This is a genomic window from Synechococcus sp. A15-127 (assembly GCF_014280215.1).
Lineage (GTDB): Bacteria > Cyanobacteriota > Cyanobacteriia > PCC-6307 > Cyanobiaceae > Parasynechococcus.
The window spans coordinates 2,500,065-2,515,068 of sequence record NZ_CP047948.1 but is presented as its reverse complement, the minus strand read 5'-3'; the positions used below and the strand labels follow the sequence as shown (position 1 = coordinate 2,515,068).

Here is a 15,004-nt window from a genome sequence, read left to right as displayed (position 1 = left end):
TGTTCAGGCGTTTGCAAGCACTGCTGCTTCCGCATCCGAGGTGACCACCCGTCCCTGATCTGCGAATCCGTCGATCTGGTCGAAGTTCAGGTAGCGGTAGAGCTCGCCGGAGAGGGGGTCGATCTTTTCGGCCGCGATCGTGCGGTATTCCTCAGCTGTTGGGATTCGTCCCAGCAGGGCGCACACCGCCGCCAGCTCAGCGCTTCCCAGATACACCTGGGCACCCTTGCCGAGACGGTTGTTGAAGTTGCGGGTGCTGGTGGAGAAGACAGTGGTGTTGTCCTCCACCCGTGCCTGATTGCCCATGCACAGGGAGCATCCGGGCATCTCCATGCGTGAGCCCGCTGCCTCGAAGCTGGCGTAGTAGCCCTCGGCCTTGAGGGTCTCCTCATCCATGCGGGTTGGGGGGCAGACCCAGAGACGGGCCTTGTTGCTGCCGGAGCCCTCCAGCACCTTGGCCGCGGCGCGGTAATGGCCGATGTTGGTCATGCATGAGCCGATGAACACCTCCTGCACGGGGTTCCCGGCCACCTCACTCAGCAGCTTCACGTTGTCCGGATCGTTGGGACAGGCCAGCACCGGTTCGGTCAGTTCGTCCAGGTTGATGTCCAGCACTTCGGCGTACTCCGCATCGGAATCGGCACTCAGCAGCTGGGGGTTGGCCAGCCAGGCCTCCATCTCCTTGATCCGGCGGGCCAGGGTGCGGGCATCGCTGTAACCGCGGGCAATCATGTTCTTGAGCAGGGCCACATTGCTTCTCAGGTATTCGCTGACCGTCTGCTCGGAGAGCTTGATCGTGCAGCCTGCGCAGGAGCGCTCGGCACTGGCGTCGGTGAGTTCGAACGCCTGCTCGAGCTTGAGGTCGGGAAGACCTTCGATCTCCATGATCCGGCCATTGAACAGGTTCTTCTTGTTGGCCTTCTCCACGGTGAGCAGCCCGCGTTGAATGGCCACCCATGGGATCGCATTCACCACATCCCGCAGGGTGACGCCAGGCTGCAGCGAGCCGCTGAACCGCACCAGCACCGACTCGGGCATGTCCAGAGGCATGGCACCGATGGCCGCGGCGAAGGCCACCAGGCCGGACCCGGCTGGGAAGGAGATGCCCAGGGGGAAGCGGGTGTGGCTGTCGCCACCGGTGCCCACCGTGTCGGGCAGCAGCATCCTGTTGAGCCAGCTGTGGATGATCCCGTCGCCGGGGCGAAGGGCGACGCCGCCGCGCTGAGCGAAGAAGTCGGGCAGATCCTTCTGGGTCTGCAGGTCCACCGGTTTGGGATAGGCGGCGGTATGGCAGAAGCTCTGCATCACCAGGTCGGAGGAGAAGCCCAGACAGGCCAGCTCCTTCATCTCGTCCCGGGTCATCGGCCCGGTGGTGTCCTGGGAGCCGACTGTGGTCATCAGTGGTTCGCAGCTGGTACCGGGACGCACTCCGGTGAGACCGCAGGCTTTGCCCACCATCTTCTGGGCCAGGGTGAAGCCCTTTCCGGTGTCCGCTGGTGCACTGGGACGGATGAACAGATCGGAGGGTGCCAGGCCGAGCTTGGCGCGCACTTTGTCGGTGAGGGCGCGGCCGATCATCAGGGGAATGCGGCCGCCCGCACGAACCTCATCGCTGATGGTGCTGGGCTTCAGTTCGAACCGGCTGACCACCGCGCCGTCTTTTTCGATCGTGCCGGCATGAGGACGGATGGTGATCACATCACCGGTGTTCAGGCTTGTGACGTCACATTCGATCGGCAGAGCCCCGGAGTCTTCAGCAGTGTTGAAAAAGATCGGTGCGATCTTGCTTCCGAGGATCACCCCACCCGCCCGTTTGTTCGGCACATGCGGGATGTCATCGCCGGTGTGCCAGAGCACGGAGTTGATGGCGCTCTTGCGGGAGCTGCCAGTGCCCACCACATCGCCCACGTAGGCCACGGGGTGACCGTTCTCTTTAAGAGAGGCGATGGTCTTCAGGCCATCGGGGTCCCGAGTCTCCAGCATCGCCAGAGCGTGAAGGGGGATATCAGGGCGTGTGGTGGCGTGGGTGGCCGGGGAGAGGTCGTCGGTGTTGGTTTCTCCCTCCACCTTGAACACCGTCACGGTGATCGTTTCGGCAAGTTCCGGCCTTGAGGTGAACCAATCGGCCGCAGCCCAGCTGTCAACCACCTGCTTGGCGAAGCGGTTGCTGGCTGCCAGTTCCATCACCTCGTTGAAGGCGTCGTACACCAGCAGGGTTCGGCTGAGGCCTTCAGCGGCGCAGCCGGCCAGCTGCTCATCGCTGTGCTGGAGCAGCTCGATCAGGGCCGACACGTTGTAGCCCCCCACCATCGTTCCCAGCAGGCGCGTGGCCTCCAGCGGCGAGACCAGGGGACTGGTGGCCTCCCCTTGGGCCACGGCGCTCAGCCAGGTGGCTTTCACATAGGCCGCCTCGTCCACCCCGGGGGGGATGCGATCCACGAGCAGCTCTCGCAGGGTCGTCTCTTCCCCAGCCGGAGGGTTCTGCAGCAGCTCGGTGAGCGCACTGGTCTGTTCAGCCGTCATGGGGAGCGGCGGAACACCCTGGGCTTCGCGTTCAGCGGCAAGCGCGCGGTAGGTGCTCAGCATGCGAAGTGACGAGACGATGCGGAAGTCCATTCTTCATGGAGACGGGTCTGTCCTTCGGTTCAGAGGTGCGTAGCCTTGTACCGGTTTGAAGCTGCTCGATGGCCGCCACCTCCGATCTGCACGTGGTGGAGACGCGTCCGCTGGTGGCACCCGCTCTTCTTCACGCAGAACTGTCGATCGACGCCAGCGCAACCGAGACCGTTGCATCCGCTCGACAACGCATTCAGGCGATTCTGCGGGGGCAGGATCAGCGGCTTCTGGTCATCGTCGGGCCCTGTTCGGTCCATGACGTGGAAGCGGCGCGCGAGTACGCCAGCCGTTTGGCGCCTCTGCGTCAGACCCATGCTGCAGAGCTGGAAGTGGTCATGCGGGTCTACTTCGAGAAGCCGAGAACAACGGTGGGCTGGAAGGGCTTGATCAACGACCCCCACCTCGACGGCTCTTATGACATCAACAGCGGATTGCGTCGGGCCCGCGGGCTGCTGCTGGATCTGGCGCGGGAGGGGATGCCCGCCGCCACCGAACTTCTCGATCCGGTGGTGCCGCAGTACATCGCTGATCTGATCAGCTGGACGGCGATCGGGGCCCGCACGACGGAAAGTCAGACGCACCGCGAAATGGCATCCGGTCTGTCCATGCCGATCGGCTACAAGAACAGCACCGATGGCAGTGCCACCATCGCCATCAATGCGATGCGGGCGGCATCGAAGCCGCATCATTTCCTCGGCATCAACCGGGATGGTCACGCTTCGATCGTGAGCACCACCGGGAATCCCCATGGTCACCTGGTGCTGCGCGGCGGCAACCGCGGCACCAATTATCACCTCGAAGCCGTTCAGGATGCGGCAGCCGAACTGGCGGGTGCCGGACTCTCAGATCGCCTCATGGTGGATTGCAGCCATGGCAACTCCAACAAGGATTTCCGGTGCCAGGGCGAGGTGCTGCAATCGGTTGCCGATCAGGTTCGTGAAGGCTCCTCCAATCTGATGGGCGTCATGATCGAGAGTCATCTGGTTGAGGGAAATCAGAAGCTCTCCGGTGATCTGTCAGAGCTCACTTACGGCCAGAGCATCACGGATGCCTGCATCAGCATCGAGACCACCCAGCAGTTGCTTGGCCGTCTTGCAGAGGCTGTGGCGACTCGCCGCTCAACGGTGATGGTCTGATCGATCTCATCGGATCAGCTGTTGCCAGAGCAGTGCAACGCCGATCGGCACCGAAAGGTTGTCGATCCCGGCGAAGCTGATTTGTTCCAGAACAACGGCACTGCCGCTGATGAGCAGCAGAGTCGGAACTGAAATCGCAGCCTGGGTGCTGAGAGCGAGAACGATCAGGCAAAGGCCTGAAGCGATTGCCATGGTCACTGTGCCTGCAAGGGACTTCGTCTGCCCGAACAACGTCCAGCGAGGGCTGTTCAGTCGACGACCGATCAAGCCGGCACATCCATCGCCGATGCCCATCACAAGAATTCCGGCGGTGACGGCGTCTGCTCGTTCAGGCCAGAGCAGAGCCACCAGAAGTGTGATCGAAAGTCCGTAGGCGCTGGTTCCAAAACTTCGTCGACCGATGTCTTCGATGCTCTTGAGCAGTCGCCAACGATGGTTGATCAGAGTGAGCGTTGTCACGACAATTCCACAACTCACAATCAGGATTTTTGAGAGTCCAAAAGTCCATGCCATCGGAATGGTTGCGGCCGTTCCGATGTGGACAATCTTGCGACTCAGCTCACCATCATTGTCTCCGAGTTGCCTGACCAGGTCAGCGATGCGGAGCAGCGATGCGATCCAACTGCCAATGATCAGCAACTTGAGGACGATGCTTAGTTCTGCAGGGTTCAAGGTTGCTGTTGGTCTGAGTTGGTGCTGGTTGAGGTTGCTTTCTTTTTGGTCTTGCCGACATAAGGAAGATCGTCTCGAGAAATCTGATAGTTCAGTTTACGAATGGCATCAATGAATTCTGACTTGCTGTCAGCATTGGTGATGTCGAGCCGGATGAGATTGTTGCGATCGCTGAAGTATCGGTTCACGTCTTTTTCATGCTGGGACCAGCAATCAATATAGTGCTGCTCCAGCTGTTGATCGCTTATTGAGTTGACATTAAGAAGCTTCTTGAGTGCTTTTTTGTATCGGCGTGTGTAGGAGCCCAGCGCCTTGTTTCTGTGGGTGAATTGAGATTTAATCCAATCATCAACCTTGCGGTAATTGTAAATAAAATACGAGCCAGGGTAGTGATAATCCAGCTGGGGAAACAGGCGATATCCAAAAAACAATTCACCATCAGAGCTGACATATTCCATATCGCTGAAGACTTGTATATCTTCCAGGCCATGCAGCAGTGGTCTGAACAGGCGAAGGTTGGTGAGCATTGTTCGAGCAATTTTTCCCTTCCGGCAATGCATTGTTGGATACCCGTCCCAGCGGAATAACCGATCAATGCTGCGTGTCGCGATTTTATGATGTCCGATGACAAAAATTTTAGGCGGCTTTTCAGGTAACATGATCAGACTTTTTATTATATGTATTTTACCACAATCAATGTCTCTTTGTTTGTGTTAACATAAAAACAATGCTTTTGATGGCGATGCTCTCTCTCAAGTTGGTTGCCATTGCCAAAGACGAAGCCCCCTATCTCGCGGAATGGATTTTTCACCATCTTTATCTTGGTGTTGATGAAATTGAGATCTATATGAATGGCATTACAGACAATAGTTATCGCATTATTCGCCGAATTTCTGCATCTTCGAGCCGCGTTAAATTTGTCCAGTCTGATGAATTGCTGCGGTTATCAACGAAGGCAAAGAAATCTTTTCAAGTAGCCATGTATGATCACGCTATCAAGAATGAAAAGGCAGCTCGTAAATTTTCTCACCTCCTGTTTCTGGATATCGACGAGTATCTGATGCCAGCTGAGTTTGGGACGGGTATTCGCAGTTTATTGCGGCAAAATCAAAGAGCAGATGTTGTTTCTTTTCTATGGCATTCGGATCTTCCTTCTTTGCAGCGCCTTTCATTTTCGCCTGTGTTGAGCAGATCACTTTGGATGAAGAAAATGTGCCAAATGAAGTCGATGTGCCGACTAAATGGTGCTGTTAAGGGCTCTAAAATTCATACTTTTAACGTTTATCAGAACAAATCTCACCAGGCTGATTTCCGATTGAGTGATGGTAGTTCTCCAAAGCTCAACGCTACGCGTAAACGAGTTTCCAGTTCAGATCTTGAGAGATTGTCGGGTAAATTTGAACCATGGTTTGTTTACCATAGAGTGTTCAGAAGCCATGATGAATATTGTGCTTCTCTTGTAAAAGGGCGATTGCATCGAAATAATCGTCAACCCATCAAAGATAATCGTTACGGATATTGCATTGAGGTTGATGGAGAAGATCTGGGGCGTTTCCATGGAGATCCGATAGAATATCGAATCAATTGGTGGCATCAAATCTATTATCAGTGGTCGTATTCTTGGTTTGTCAGACGCCTTGGCTTGAAAAAGCTGATCAGTGAAGGTCAGTCATTCACAATGCGTCGCTATCAAATACTCAAAAAGTTGATCGATAGACAACCTGAATTGCAACACCGTTATCGCACACAACTGAGATCCACTCGTTTCGAGTTGAGCTGATGGTTGTCAGGCTGCTTGCTGGTGGTTGGTCATGGTTCTCAGTTTGAGAATCGCTTTGGCTTCCAGCTGACGCACTCTTTCCCGGGAGACATTGATCTGTCGACCGATCTCCGCAAGGGTGAGTGGCTCCTCACCACCGAGGCCGAACCTCAGGCGCAGGATCTTCTGTTCGCGCTCATTGAGCTGGGACAGCCAACCGCCCAGATGTTCCTTTTGAATGCTCCGATCCATTCCTTCCATCGGCTCATCACCGTTCGGATCTGCGATCAGTTCGCCAAGGGTGCTCCGATCCTCTTCCCCGCGGGCGTGGGCATCCAGAGAGGCGCACGGAGCACTCTGGGAAATGAGATCCTCGAGTTCCCGCGGTTCGATTCCCATGGCGTGAGCCAGCTCCAAACGGTTCGGTTGACGACCGAAGCGATGCGACAGCTCACGGGAGATGCGCCGCATTTTGGACAGCTTCTCGCTGATGTGTATCGGCAGACGAATGGTGCGGGCACTGTTGTCGATGGCCCGGGTCATTCCCTGACGGATCCACCAGTAGGCGTAGGTGGAAAATTTGTAACCCATGGCTGGATCGAACTTATCGACCGCCCGCTCTAGGCCGATGGCTCCCTCCTGAACCAGGTCCAGAAGCTCCAGGCCCTGATTCTGGTATTTCTTGGCGACGCTCACGACGAGCCTGAGATTGGCAGCCATCATGCGGTCCCGGGCACGTTTGCCCATTCGGATGCGATGGCGCTGTCGTGCTGACAGTTCGTCTTCAGGAAGCTCCTGAAGCTGCTTCATGTCCTGGACATGGTGAGCAAGCTCAATTTCCTCGGCTGCAGTCAGCAATGGGATACGCCCGATGCTGCTGAGATAAAAACCGATGGAATCAGTGGCCAGACGACCACCCTGACGCGTTGATGATCGCCGTCCTGCGGACGGCAATGCAGGTTCCTTCCGTTTCGACTTTTCAGTCGTATCGGAAGATTCCAGAGGGATCCCCATCACCCTGGTCTCCTGAAATAGATTTGCGCTGAATTTAGCACTCACACTCCCGACCAACTCCTTCGAATCCGAAGACTTTCAGCAGTCGCCCATCAATCGCCCCTTTTTGTTGATCGGGTTGCAATTTCCCTCAGGTGATGAGGGATGTCTCGTGCACTCCAGTAACACTAGGCACAGTAACTTTGCGCTTCTTCATATCATCCGATCAAGACAGCTCGATGCCCCGGCTCCATTGCTCGATCAGCTGCAACTGGGAATTACGCTCGTCCTCTCCTTGGTTCGGTCGTCGTTGCACAAAGCTTCCGTCGCTCTGCATGTCCCAGGCCCCTCGGTTGTCTCTCAGATACAGCTCCAGCAGCCGTTCCAGCTTCAGGCGCAGTTCAGGTTCTTCAACCGGTGTCACCGCTTCGACGCGGCGGTCGAGGTTTCGCGACATCCAGTCGGCACTGCCGATGTAGGCCTCCGGCGCGCCACCGTTGGCAAACCAGAAGATACGTGAGTGCTCGAGAAATTGACCGATGATGCTCACAACCCTGATTGTTTCACTCATCCCTTCGCGACCCGGGTACAAGCTGCACATCCCCCGAATGATCAGTTCGATCGTCACCCCTGCTTGAGAGGCTTCATACAGCAGATTGATGATTTCGGAGTCCACCAAGGAGTTCATCTTGGCTTTGATATGCCCTTGCCGGCCCTCCCGGGAATGTTCGATCTCACGGCGGATCAGCGACTCCATCCCCTTCCTTAGGGTGACCGGTGCCACAAGCAGGCGTCGGAAGCTCTGCTGTTTTGAGAACCCTGTCAGGTAGTTGAACAGCTCCACAAGGTCCTGACCGAGCTCGGTTCTGGTTGAGAGAAGACCCAGGTCTGTGTAGAGCTTTGAAGTTTTTGAATTGTAATTACCTGTTCCGATATGGACGTAACTTCGTAGCTTGTCTTGCTCCTTGCGAACAACGAGAACAATCTTTGTGTGAGTTTTGAGGCCAAGCACTCCGTAGATGACATGGACTCCGGAACGTTCGAGATGGCGTGCCCACTGGATGTTGTTGTCTTCGTCGAAGCGGGCTTTCAGTTCCACTAGGGCCATCACCTGTTTGCCGTTCTCAGCGGCGCGGATCAGAGCCGCGATGATCGGCGAATCCTTCGAGGTGCGATACAGCGTCATCTTGATCCCCATCACCTGGGGATCGTCCGCTGCCTGGTTGATGAATTCTTCGACGGTGGTGGAGAAGAGTTCGTACGGGTGGTGGAGAAGGATGTCCTGCTGACGCATCACCGCGAAGATGTTCTCGAATTCTTCCGGCTTGATGGCACCCTCCTCGATCAGGTGCTGCTGTGATCTGGCGAGCATTGCCGGGGTCAATCCGGTGTGTGATTTGTTCTTCAGTTGAGGAAGCGGCAGGCTTATCAGTCCGAACAGATCATCCAGTCCCAGGGGGCCATCGATTCTGTAAAGGTCCTCTTCCTCGACGGCGAGTCCGGTGATCAGCATCTCCACCACGTCTTCCGGCATCTCGTTGGGAACCTCAAGGCGCACCACCTCTCCTCCCATGCGGCGTTTGCGCAGCCCCTGCTCCAGAGCCAGCATCAGATCGTCGGCTTCAAGGTCACGCAGTTCGAGGTCGGCATCGCGGGTGACCCGGAAGAAGTAATGCCCTTCAACGGTCATCCCTGGAAACAGCAGCTCCAGGTTGAAGGCGATCACCTGTTCAAGGGGAATCGCTGTGTGAATCGGTGCCGGTTCGGCATCGCTCAGTTCTGATGGGATCGCGACGAATCGGGGCAGATTCTTTTGGGGCACCTTGACCCGCGCGAACTGACGTTCTCCGGTTTCAGGATCATGGATGATCGCTGCGACGTTCAGACTGAGGTTGCTGACGAACGGGAAGGGGTGGGCCGGATCCACCCCCAGGGGCGTCAGCAAGGGGAACACCGAGGTAAGGAAGGTGTCGTCAACCCAGTTCTTTTGGGCATCGTTCAGCTGGACGTAATCCAGCAGGTGCACCTTGTGTTTGAGCAGCTCGCTCTTCAGATGCAGCCGGTAGTGATCCTGCTGTTGCTGCAGCAGGGGGATCAGGTGTTCGCGGATCGTGAGCAGTTGCTCCAGCGGCGTTTTGCCGTCTTCACTGGGGCTGGTGATGCCTGCCTCCACCTGGGATTTCAGGGAGGCCACCCTCACCATGAAAAATTCGTCGAGGTTGTTGCTGAAGATGGCGCTGAACTTGGCCTGATCCAGCAGTGGTGTGCGTTCATCCAGTGCCTGAGCCAGCACACGCTGGTTGAAGGCGATCCAGCTCAGTTCTCGATTGATATAGGCATTCTTGGGGAGGACAGCTGCACTCATGGTGGGGTTGTGGCTTGCAACGCGCCGTCTCGCGAACGTAGCAATCATGAGCTGCTGAAACTGTTCTCCTGACGCATCGGCAGAGGACTTCCTGCGACCAGAGCGATCACGATCAGCAGCAGCAGGCCGGCGCCTGCGAAGGGACTGGTAGGGCCGATCAGGTCGTAGCTCAGACCTGCCAGAGGCGGTCCGAGAAAACTGCCGAGGCTCTGCAAGGCCTGGAGACTTCCGAGAGCGGCACCCTGCCCCTCCTCCCCCAGCCGTCTGGACACAAGGCTGCGCAGGCTCGGTGTCACCAGGCCAGTTCCGAAGGCCAGGATGCCGACAGCAAGAAAAATCGTTCCGGGCTGATCCGCCGAACCCAGAACCGGAATCATCAGACAACCGGCGATCACCAGTCCCAGGCCGAGCAGGGTCAATCGCCATTCTCCAAACCGCTTCACCAGGGGGCCGATCAGGCCTCCCTGCACAACCGTTGCGACGACGCCGACCACCAGAAATGCCGTGGTGGCCAGTTCAGGCCCCCAGTTGAAGCTCTGCTTGAAATACAGAACGAGGATCGCCGTGAAGCCGTTGAAGGCCAGAAAAAACAGGAAGAAGCTGGTGCACAGCCGGCCGACGCTGACCTGGCTCATCACGGAGCCGATCCGCGCGAAGGGGTTCAGGGCACGCCGGTCGGGCAGGGTCCGCCGCGCTTCCAGCGGATGGGTTTCCGGCAGCAGGCTCAGCACCACAGCCAGATTCAGCATGGCGAAGCCTGTCGCCACCCAGACCGGTAGAGAGACGTTGATGCCTGCCAGGCGACCCCCGAGGAACGGTCCGGCGATGAACCCGAGGCCGAAGGCCACACCGATCAGTCCGAAGGCACGGGCCCGTCGCTCCGGAGGACTGATATCCGCCAGCACGGCGCCTGCTGTGGCTGCGGTTCCCCCGCTGATGCCATCGATGATTCGTGCAGCGAACAGCAGGAGCAGTGGAATGGATGCTCCCTCAGACCAGGGCAGGCTGATGGTGAGTGCGAACAGTCCCAGGCCGACCACCGAACCGGCGACGCAGATGGCGATCACTGGGCGGCGCCCATGGCGGTCGCTCAGTGCACCGATCAGCGGTGTGACGAGAAATTGAGCCAGGGCATAACTGCCGGCCAACAGTCCGAGGGTGCGGCCGTCCGGTGCAAAACGAGCCAGCAGGAACGGCAACAGCGGAAACACGATGCTTTCGCTGAGTCGATCGTTCAGCAGCGTCAGAAAGGCGCTCAGCAGGGTGGGAATGCGGAGACGCTGCAAGGGGGCTGTGAGTCGAGGAGACTCACATTCCCACAGGCCAACGGCATGGCCCTGCGACCGATCCACTCCGGCGACCACCTGCTGCTGCGGGAGATCTACGCGGATGCGATCGAAACCCAGGCAGCGCTGCTTTATACCCCTGAGCAGGTGAGGGCCTGGGCTGCTCTGGCCTGGTTGCCGGGCGTCCTGGATCGGACTCTGAGGCAGGGGCACGGCTGGATCAGCGGGACGGATGCCGCGTTCGCCATCCGCGATCCCAGAGATCGCTTGTCGTTGTTGTATTGCCGCGGTCGGGAGGCCCGTCGGGGCCATGGCAGTGCCCTGCTGGCCCAGATTGAGGACGATGCCAGAGCGGATGGCCTGGAACGGCTTCGAACGGAGGCGAGCCAGCTGAGCCGACCTCTGTTGGAGCGGCGAGGTTGGCTGGTCCTGGCCTCCGAATCGATCACGATCGGCGGGGTGCCCTTCGAGCGTTACCGGATGGAAAGGTTGCTGCGCCAGCCCCGCAGTTGATCCAGACAGTCCATGGCGTTGCCGTCCTGCAGAGAAGCCTCGACGCGCGACACCCCTGCATCCAGCGTTTCACTGATCCCTGAGAACCACAGGTAGGCACCGGCATTCCAGCGCACGGCATCCCGGAGGGGGCCGCTGTTTCCAAGGGCGTCCAGGGCCTGGGTCTTCCAGGTGGTTTCGTCGGACCATTCCACATCGGCGTCGTGGCAGCCGTGATCGCGGGGGTGGAGGATCAGGCGTTCCGCCGCACCGTTTCTGACCCGAGCGGTGATGCAGGCCCGGCCGATCGGAAGATCCGTTCCACCTTCCAGTCCTTTCACCGTGAGCAGATCGGTTTCTCCGGCGAGTTTCAGGGCTTCCCAGGCTCGGCTTTCCGTGGGGGGATGCACGAATCCGCTCACCAGAAGATGCTCACCCTCATGAGGGGTCCACAGCAGTTCAAGGCTGGCGACGGGGGGGCGTTTTCCCAGCTCCTCTCTGTAACTGATGAGGCTTTCGGCGATCGGGAAGTGATCCGGCTGATGGATCAGTGCAAAACCGTTGCGGTCGAATCCGTCCTGCACAGCTGTGAGGGGTAGACCACCGAGCTCGAGATCGAGGGCTCGGAACAGGTCGATCGCCGTGACGCCGTACTTGATCGGCATGCGGTTGCCGCCCTGCAGAACAACCGGTTGGCCGCAGGCCAGCAGCACCAGGGCTGTGAGTGGGTAGATCGGTGCGGTTCTCGTCCGACCGTCGAACGGCATGCCGAAGCACAGCGGAGACCTCTGATCGGCCTTGCTTCTCAACACCGGGCCATGGATCCGGTAGGTGTCGAGCATGCCGGTCAGTTCCTGAGGCTCTGGCCGTCGGATGCGGTGGGCGATCAGAAAAGCACCGATCTGTGCCGGTGTTGCCTCACCCTCCAGCATCAGGTTGAGGGCGTCAGCGGCCTCCTCACGGCTCATGCCCTTGCTGGTGTGCTCGCCGCTGCCGACCTTGCGCAGGTGTTGCTTGAACCGCTCGCGACCGCTCAATACTGTGCTGGTCACCTGCGGGCAAGTCTCTGACGGCAGTGTTCAGGAGCGCCTGGGCCTTTGGAGGTAGTGGTTGTTACCAATCGATTCAACCAGTGGGTAAGACGCTCAATCCATCGAAGCTGCCGTGGCGAGGATGACTGGGGTTGTGACGGCCATCCGCGTAGTAGAGGCGTTCCAGAACGAGATTGGTTGCCGGTTGTGTTTGGAGGTGTTGGCTGAGAAACAGAGAGGAGATGGATCGGAACAGTTCACTCATCGCCCTACAAGCATCACTTCACTATTTCACCAGTTTTCATGGGCTCATGGATGTGACGGATGTTTCGAAATCGAACTCTGTTTTTGGTAGTTATTGCTGCATTTCGGGATCAATGATGACGCAACAGTCTTGCCGCTGCTGAGACATTCCACCTTGGAATGCTGCATTGAAGCAGTGCACTGTTGTTTCTCTTAAGCATGACTGTTTCCGCCATGTCCACTCCGTCGCTGGCCGCGCCCACGCAGGCCACGGTGACGGCCACCTTGATGGCTGCCAAGAAAGCCAAGGGTCTCAGCTTCGCTGATCTCGAGGCGGCCATGGGTCTCGATGAGGTTTGGGTTGCCTCTCTGTTCTATGGACAAGCCACTGCATCGAAAGAAGAGGCTGAGAAGCTGGCAGAACTGCTTTCTCTCGACCCGGTAATGACTGCCGCGATCCAGGAGTTCCCCACCAAGGGAAGTCTCGAACCGGTGATTCCGACTGATCCGCTGATTTACCGCTTTTATGAAATCATGCAGGTTTATGGAATGCCTTTGAAAGATGTGATTCAGGAAAAGTTCGGTGATGGCATCATGAGTGCTATTGATTTCACCTTGGATGTGGAAAAAGTCGAAGATCCCAAAGGGGATCGCGTGGAAATCACCATGTGCGGGAAGTTCCTGCCTTACAAGAAGTGGTGATCAACGGATGATTGGGGGGGCATTGACCCGGGCTCAGCCATGCTGAGCCCTTTTTTTATTACCGGAATTGCTGCTTCAGCTCGCGATTTGCGAGTTCACGACGTTCATCATCTTCAAGGGTCTGGCTTAACTCCATCAAGAGCTGCCGACTCGCCGGAGTGGCGATGCAACCAAGAGCGCGGAAGGCTGCATCCGCTCCCGTGATGGATCCGTCTTGGCAGATCTCTGCCAGGCGGGCGCTGATCGATTCACCATCACGGCGCTGAAGAACACGGATGGCCGCCACCACCACGGGATCTCGAAAATCCCTGATCGCACCGTCGCAGAACGTCAACAGTTCGCTGTCGCTGAGACGGTGTGCCCGAAAGCTCAACAGTTGCAAACCGGCAAGGCGCTGCTGCTGTCCGGGATGGTTCAGGCAACGGCTGATCACCGAGCCTGGAATCTCAGCTCCCCAGCATCCCAGTGCCTGAACGACAACCAAGTTGTCATCGTCGTCATCCGGTGAGTCGACCAGCATGGTGAGCAGCCAATCCCGTGCCTGGCTCTGGTGGCAAAGACCAGCTGCCATCACCAGCTCTTTCTGAGCCCCGTGGCTCTGCAGAAGCTGCTCGATCTCCGGCCAGCCACGTTCGGCCAGCATGCCAAGTTTTTCGCAGAGGGCCCAGCGCAGCTCAGCAGAAAGGCTGGGGGAGTACACCCCCCCCAGCCAGTCAGGCTCCAGAGGAGCCCGTCGTGATTGCGCGAGTCGCTCCCAAAGAGCGGCTTCGTCCAAGCTCATCAGTTGATTCAGCGAGCTCCCAGCTCAGCAGCCAGTTCGCGTTCGAGTTTGTCATCGTGCTCTGTGGGAAGCACGTTCTCCATGGTGGTGCGGTGCGTGCTGTAGAAGAGCATGCCGATGAACACCATGCCGCCAACGATGTTTCCGATGGTGACCGGAAGGAAATTCCAGAAGATCACCTTGGTGAATGGCACTCCCGATCCAAGAATCGGACCTGCGGTATGAAGGAACTGGTTCACAACGATGTGCTCCATGCCCATCGATTGGAACGCTGTGATCGGAAGCCAGCAGGCCAGGATTTTGCCGGGGACGCTCTTGCTCACCAGGGCCATGGTGACGCCGAGGCAAACCAGCCAGTTGGCCACGACACCCCTGAGAAAGGCAAGGAAGAAGCCCATGCCGCCGAGAGCCTCGTATTTCTTTTCAACGTTGATCTGGTTGAGGGCGATGATTTTCTGAGCCACGAGATCCCAGACCGGTGCACCAACATTGTCTGCAGCGCCGTCCATGGTGCCGCTGGTCAGGCTGATGGCCATGATCAGTGCCACAACAGCGGTGCCGACCCAGTTGCCGATCCACACCCAGATCCAGTTGCGGAACGTGGCGGGCCAGGAGCTCTTGCCGGCCCAGGTGGCCATGGGCAATAGAGCGAAGTTACCGGTAACAAGCTCCATTCCGAACAGAACGATGCTGGCGAAGCCGAAGGGGAACAGCAGCGAGCCGACGAAGGGCGCTTTAACGGTGATGCCCACGGTTAGGGCCAGGATCACAGCCAGGCCGAGAATCGCACCGGAGTAAAAGCCCCGGATCAGCAGATTCTTGATGCTGACGGTTGATTTCTTGCCGCCGGCGGCGATCATGCCGTCGACAAGCTCATTGGGAAGCACGTAGTCCATCGAATCAGTGTGGAAGGTGATTGAAAGGTTTG

14 protein-coding genes are annotated in these 15,004 nt (G+C 57.9%); 4 read left to right on the top strand and 10 right to left on the bottom strand.

Going from position 1 to position 15,004, the window contains the following annotated elements; translation table 11 throughout:
* Positions 1 to 3: 3 nt before the first annotated feature.
* Entirely contained in the window at positions 4 to 2,586 is a 2,583-nt protein-coding gene (acnB, locus tag SynA15127_RS13295) for a bifunctional aconitate hydratase 2/2-methylisocitrate dehydratase (protein WP_186485752.1), read from the bottom strand.
* 98 nt (positions 2,587 to 2,684) lie between these two features.
* Between acnB and SynA15127_RS13290 the strand changes: the two genes are divergently transcribed.
* Entirely contained in the window at positions 2,685 to 3,752 is a 1,068-nt protein-coding gene (locus tag SynA15127_RS13290; protein WP_186484490.1) for a 3-deoxy-7-phosphoheptulonate synthase, read from the top strand.
* A 6-nt stretch (positions 3,753 to 3,758) separates the two neighbouring features.
* Here SynA15127_RS13290 and SynA15127_RS13285 read toward each other — a convergent pair whose 3' ends face one another.
* Both SynA15127_RS13285 and SynA15127_RS13280 read right to left on the bottom strand, forming a co-directional pair.
* Positions 3,759 to 4,211, bottom strand: coding sequence for a diacylglycerol/polyprenol kinase family protein (locus tag SynA15127_RS13285; RefSeq protein ID WP_370594002.1), 453 nt, complete (start codon positions 4,209 to 4,211; stop codon positions 3,759 to 3,761).
* A 209-nt stretch (positions 4,212 to 4,420) separates the two neighbouring features.
* Entirely contained in the window at positions 4,421 to 5,083 is a 663-nt protein-coding gene (locus tag SynA15127_RS13280) for a hypothetical protein (RefSeq protein WP_186484489.1), read from the bottom strand.
* A 77-nt stretch (positions 5,084 to 5,160) separates the two neighbouring features.
* On the opposite strand from SynA15127_RS13280, the gene SynA15127_RS13275 reads away from it, so the two are divergent.
* On the top strand, positions 5,161 to 6,204 hold the full coding sequence (locus SynA15127_RS13275; protein ID WP_186484488.1) for a glycosyltransferase family 2 protein: 1,044 nt from the start codon (positions 5,161 to 5,163) through the stop codon (positions 6,202 to 6,204).
* 6 nt (positions 6,205 to 6,210) lie between these two features.
* Here SynA15127_RS13275 and SynA15127_RS13270 read toward each other — a convergent pair whose 3' ends face one another.
* From SynA15127_RS13270 to SynA15127_RS13260, 3 genes are all read right to left on the bottom strand, one after another.
* Positions 6,211 to 7,197: an RpoD/SigA family RNA polymerase sigma factor gene (locus SynA15127_RS13270; RefSeq protein ID WP_186484487.1), complete on the bottom strand. Its 987-nt coding sequence runs from the start codon at positions 7,195 to 7,197 to the stop codon at positions 6,211 to 6,213.
* A 205-nt stretch (positions 7,198 to 7,402) separates the two neighbouring features.
* Positions 7,403 to 9,541 (bottom strand): polyphosphate kinase 1, encoded by a 2,139-nt coding sequence (gene ppk1, locus SynA15127_RS13265; RefSeq protein WP_186484486.1) that lies wholly within the window; start codon positions 9,539 to 9,541, stop codon positions 7,403 to 7,405.
* Between the two features lie 44 nt (positions 9,542 to 9,585).
* Complete coding sequence (locus SynA15127_RS13260; RefSeq protein ID WP_186484485.1) at positions 9,586 to 10,827, bottom strand: MFS transporter; 1,242 nt, start codon at positions 10,825 to 10,827, stop codon at positions 9,586 to 9,588.
* Positions 10,828 to 10,872: 45 nt separating this feature from the next.
* Between SynA15127_RS13260 and SynA15127_RS13255 the strand changes: the two genes are divergently transcribed.
* Complete coding sequence (locus SynA15127_RS13255; RefSeq protein ID WP_186484484.1) at positions 10,873 to 11,340, top strand: GNAT family N-acetyltransferase; 468 nt, start codon at positions 10,873 to 10,875, stop codon at positions 11,338 to 11,340.
* Here SynA15127_RS13255 and SynA15127_RS13250 read toward each other — a convergent pair.
* Both SynA15127_RS13250 and SynA15127_RS13245 read right to left on the bottom strand, forming a co-directional pair.
* Positions 11,301 to 12,371 carry an anthranilate phosphoribosyltransferase family protein gene (locus SynA15127_RS13250; RefSeq protein ID WP_186484483.1) on the bottom strand — a complete coding sequence of 357 codons (1,071 nt, stop codon included), beginning with the start codon at positions 12,369 to 12,371 and terminating at the stop codon, positions 11,301 to 11,303. The two genes, SynA15127_RS13255 and SynA15127_RS13250, sit on opposite strands and share 40 nt — an antisense overlap.
* Positions 12,372 to 12,444: 73 nt before the next feature.
* Positions 12,445 to 12,615, bottom strand: a complete 171-nt coding sequence (locus SynA15127_RS13245; protein WP_043693846.1) for a hypothetical protein — start codon at positions 12,613 to 12,615, stop codon at positions 12,445 to 12,447.
* A 227-nt stretch (positions 12,616 to 12,842) separates the two neighbouring features.
* Between SynA15127_RS13245 and cynS the strand changes: the two genes are divergently transcribed.
* On the top strand, positions 12,843 to 13,295 hold the full coding sequence (gene cynS / locus SynA15127_RS13240) for a cyanase (RefSeq protein WP_370594053.1): 453 nt from the start codon (positions 12,843 to 12,845) through the stop codon (positions 13,293 to 13,295).
* Between the two features lie 58 nt (positions 13,296 to 13,353).
* Here cynS and SynA15127_RS13235 read toward each other — a convergent pair whose 3' ends face one another.
* The gene (locus SynA15127_RS13235; RefSeq protein ID WP_186484482.1) at positions 13,354 to 14,076 is read right to left on the bottom strand and encodes a HEAT repeat domain-containing protein; all 723 of its coding nucleotides are present in this window, start codon (positions 14,074 to 14,076) and stop codon (positions 13,354 to 13,356) included.
* 8 nt (positions 14,077 to 14,084) lie between these two features.
* Complete coding sequence (locus tag SynA15127_RS13230; RefSeq protein ID WP_186484481.1) at positions 14,085 to 14,972, bottom strand: formate/nitrite transporter family protein; 888 nt, start codon at positions 14,970 to 14,972, stop codon at positions 14,085 to 14,087.
* Between the last annotated feature and the right edge of the window lie 32 nt (positions 14,973 to 15,004).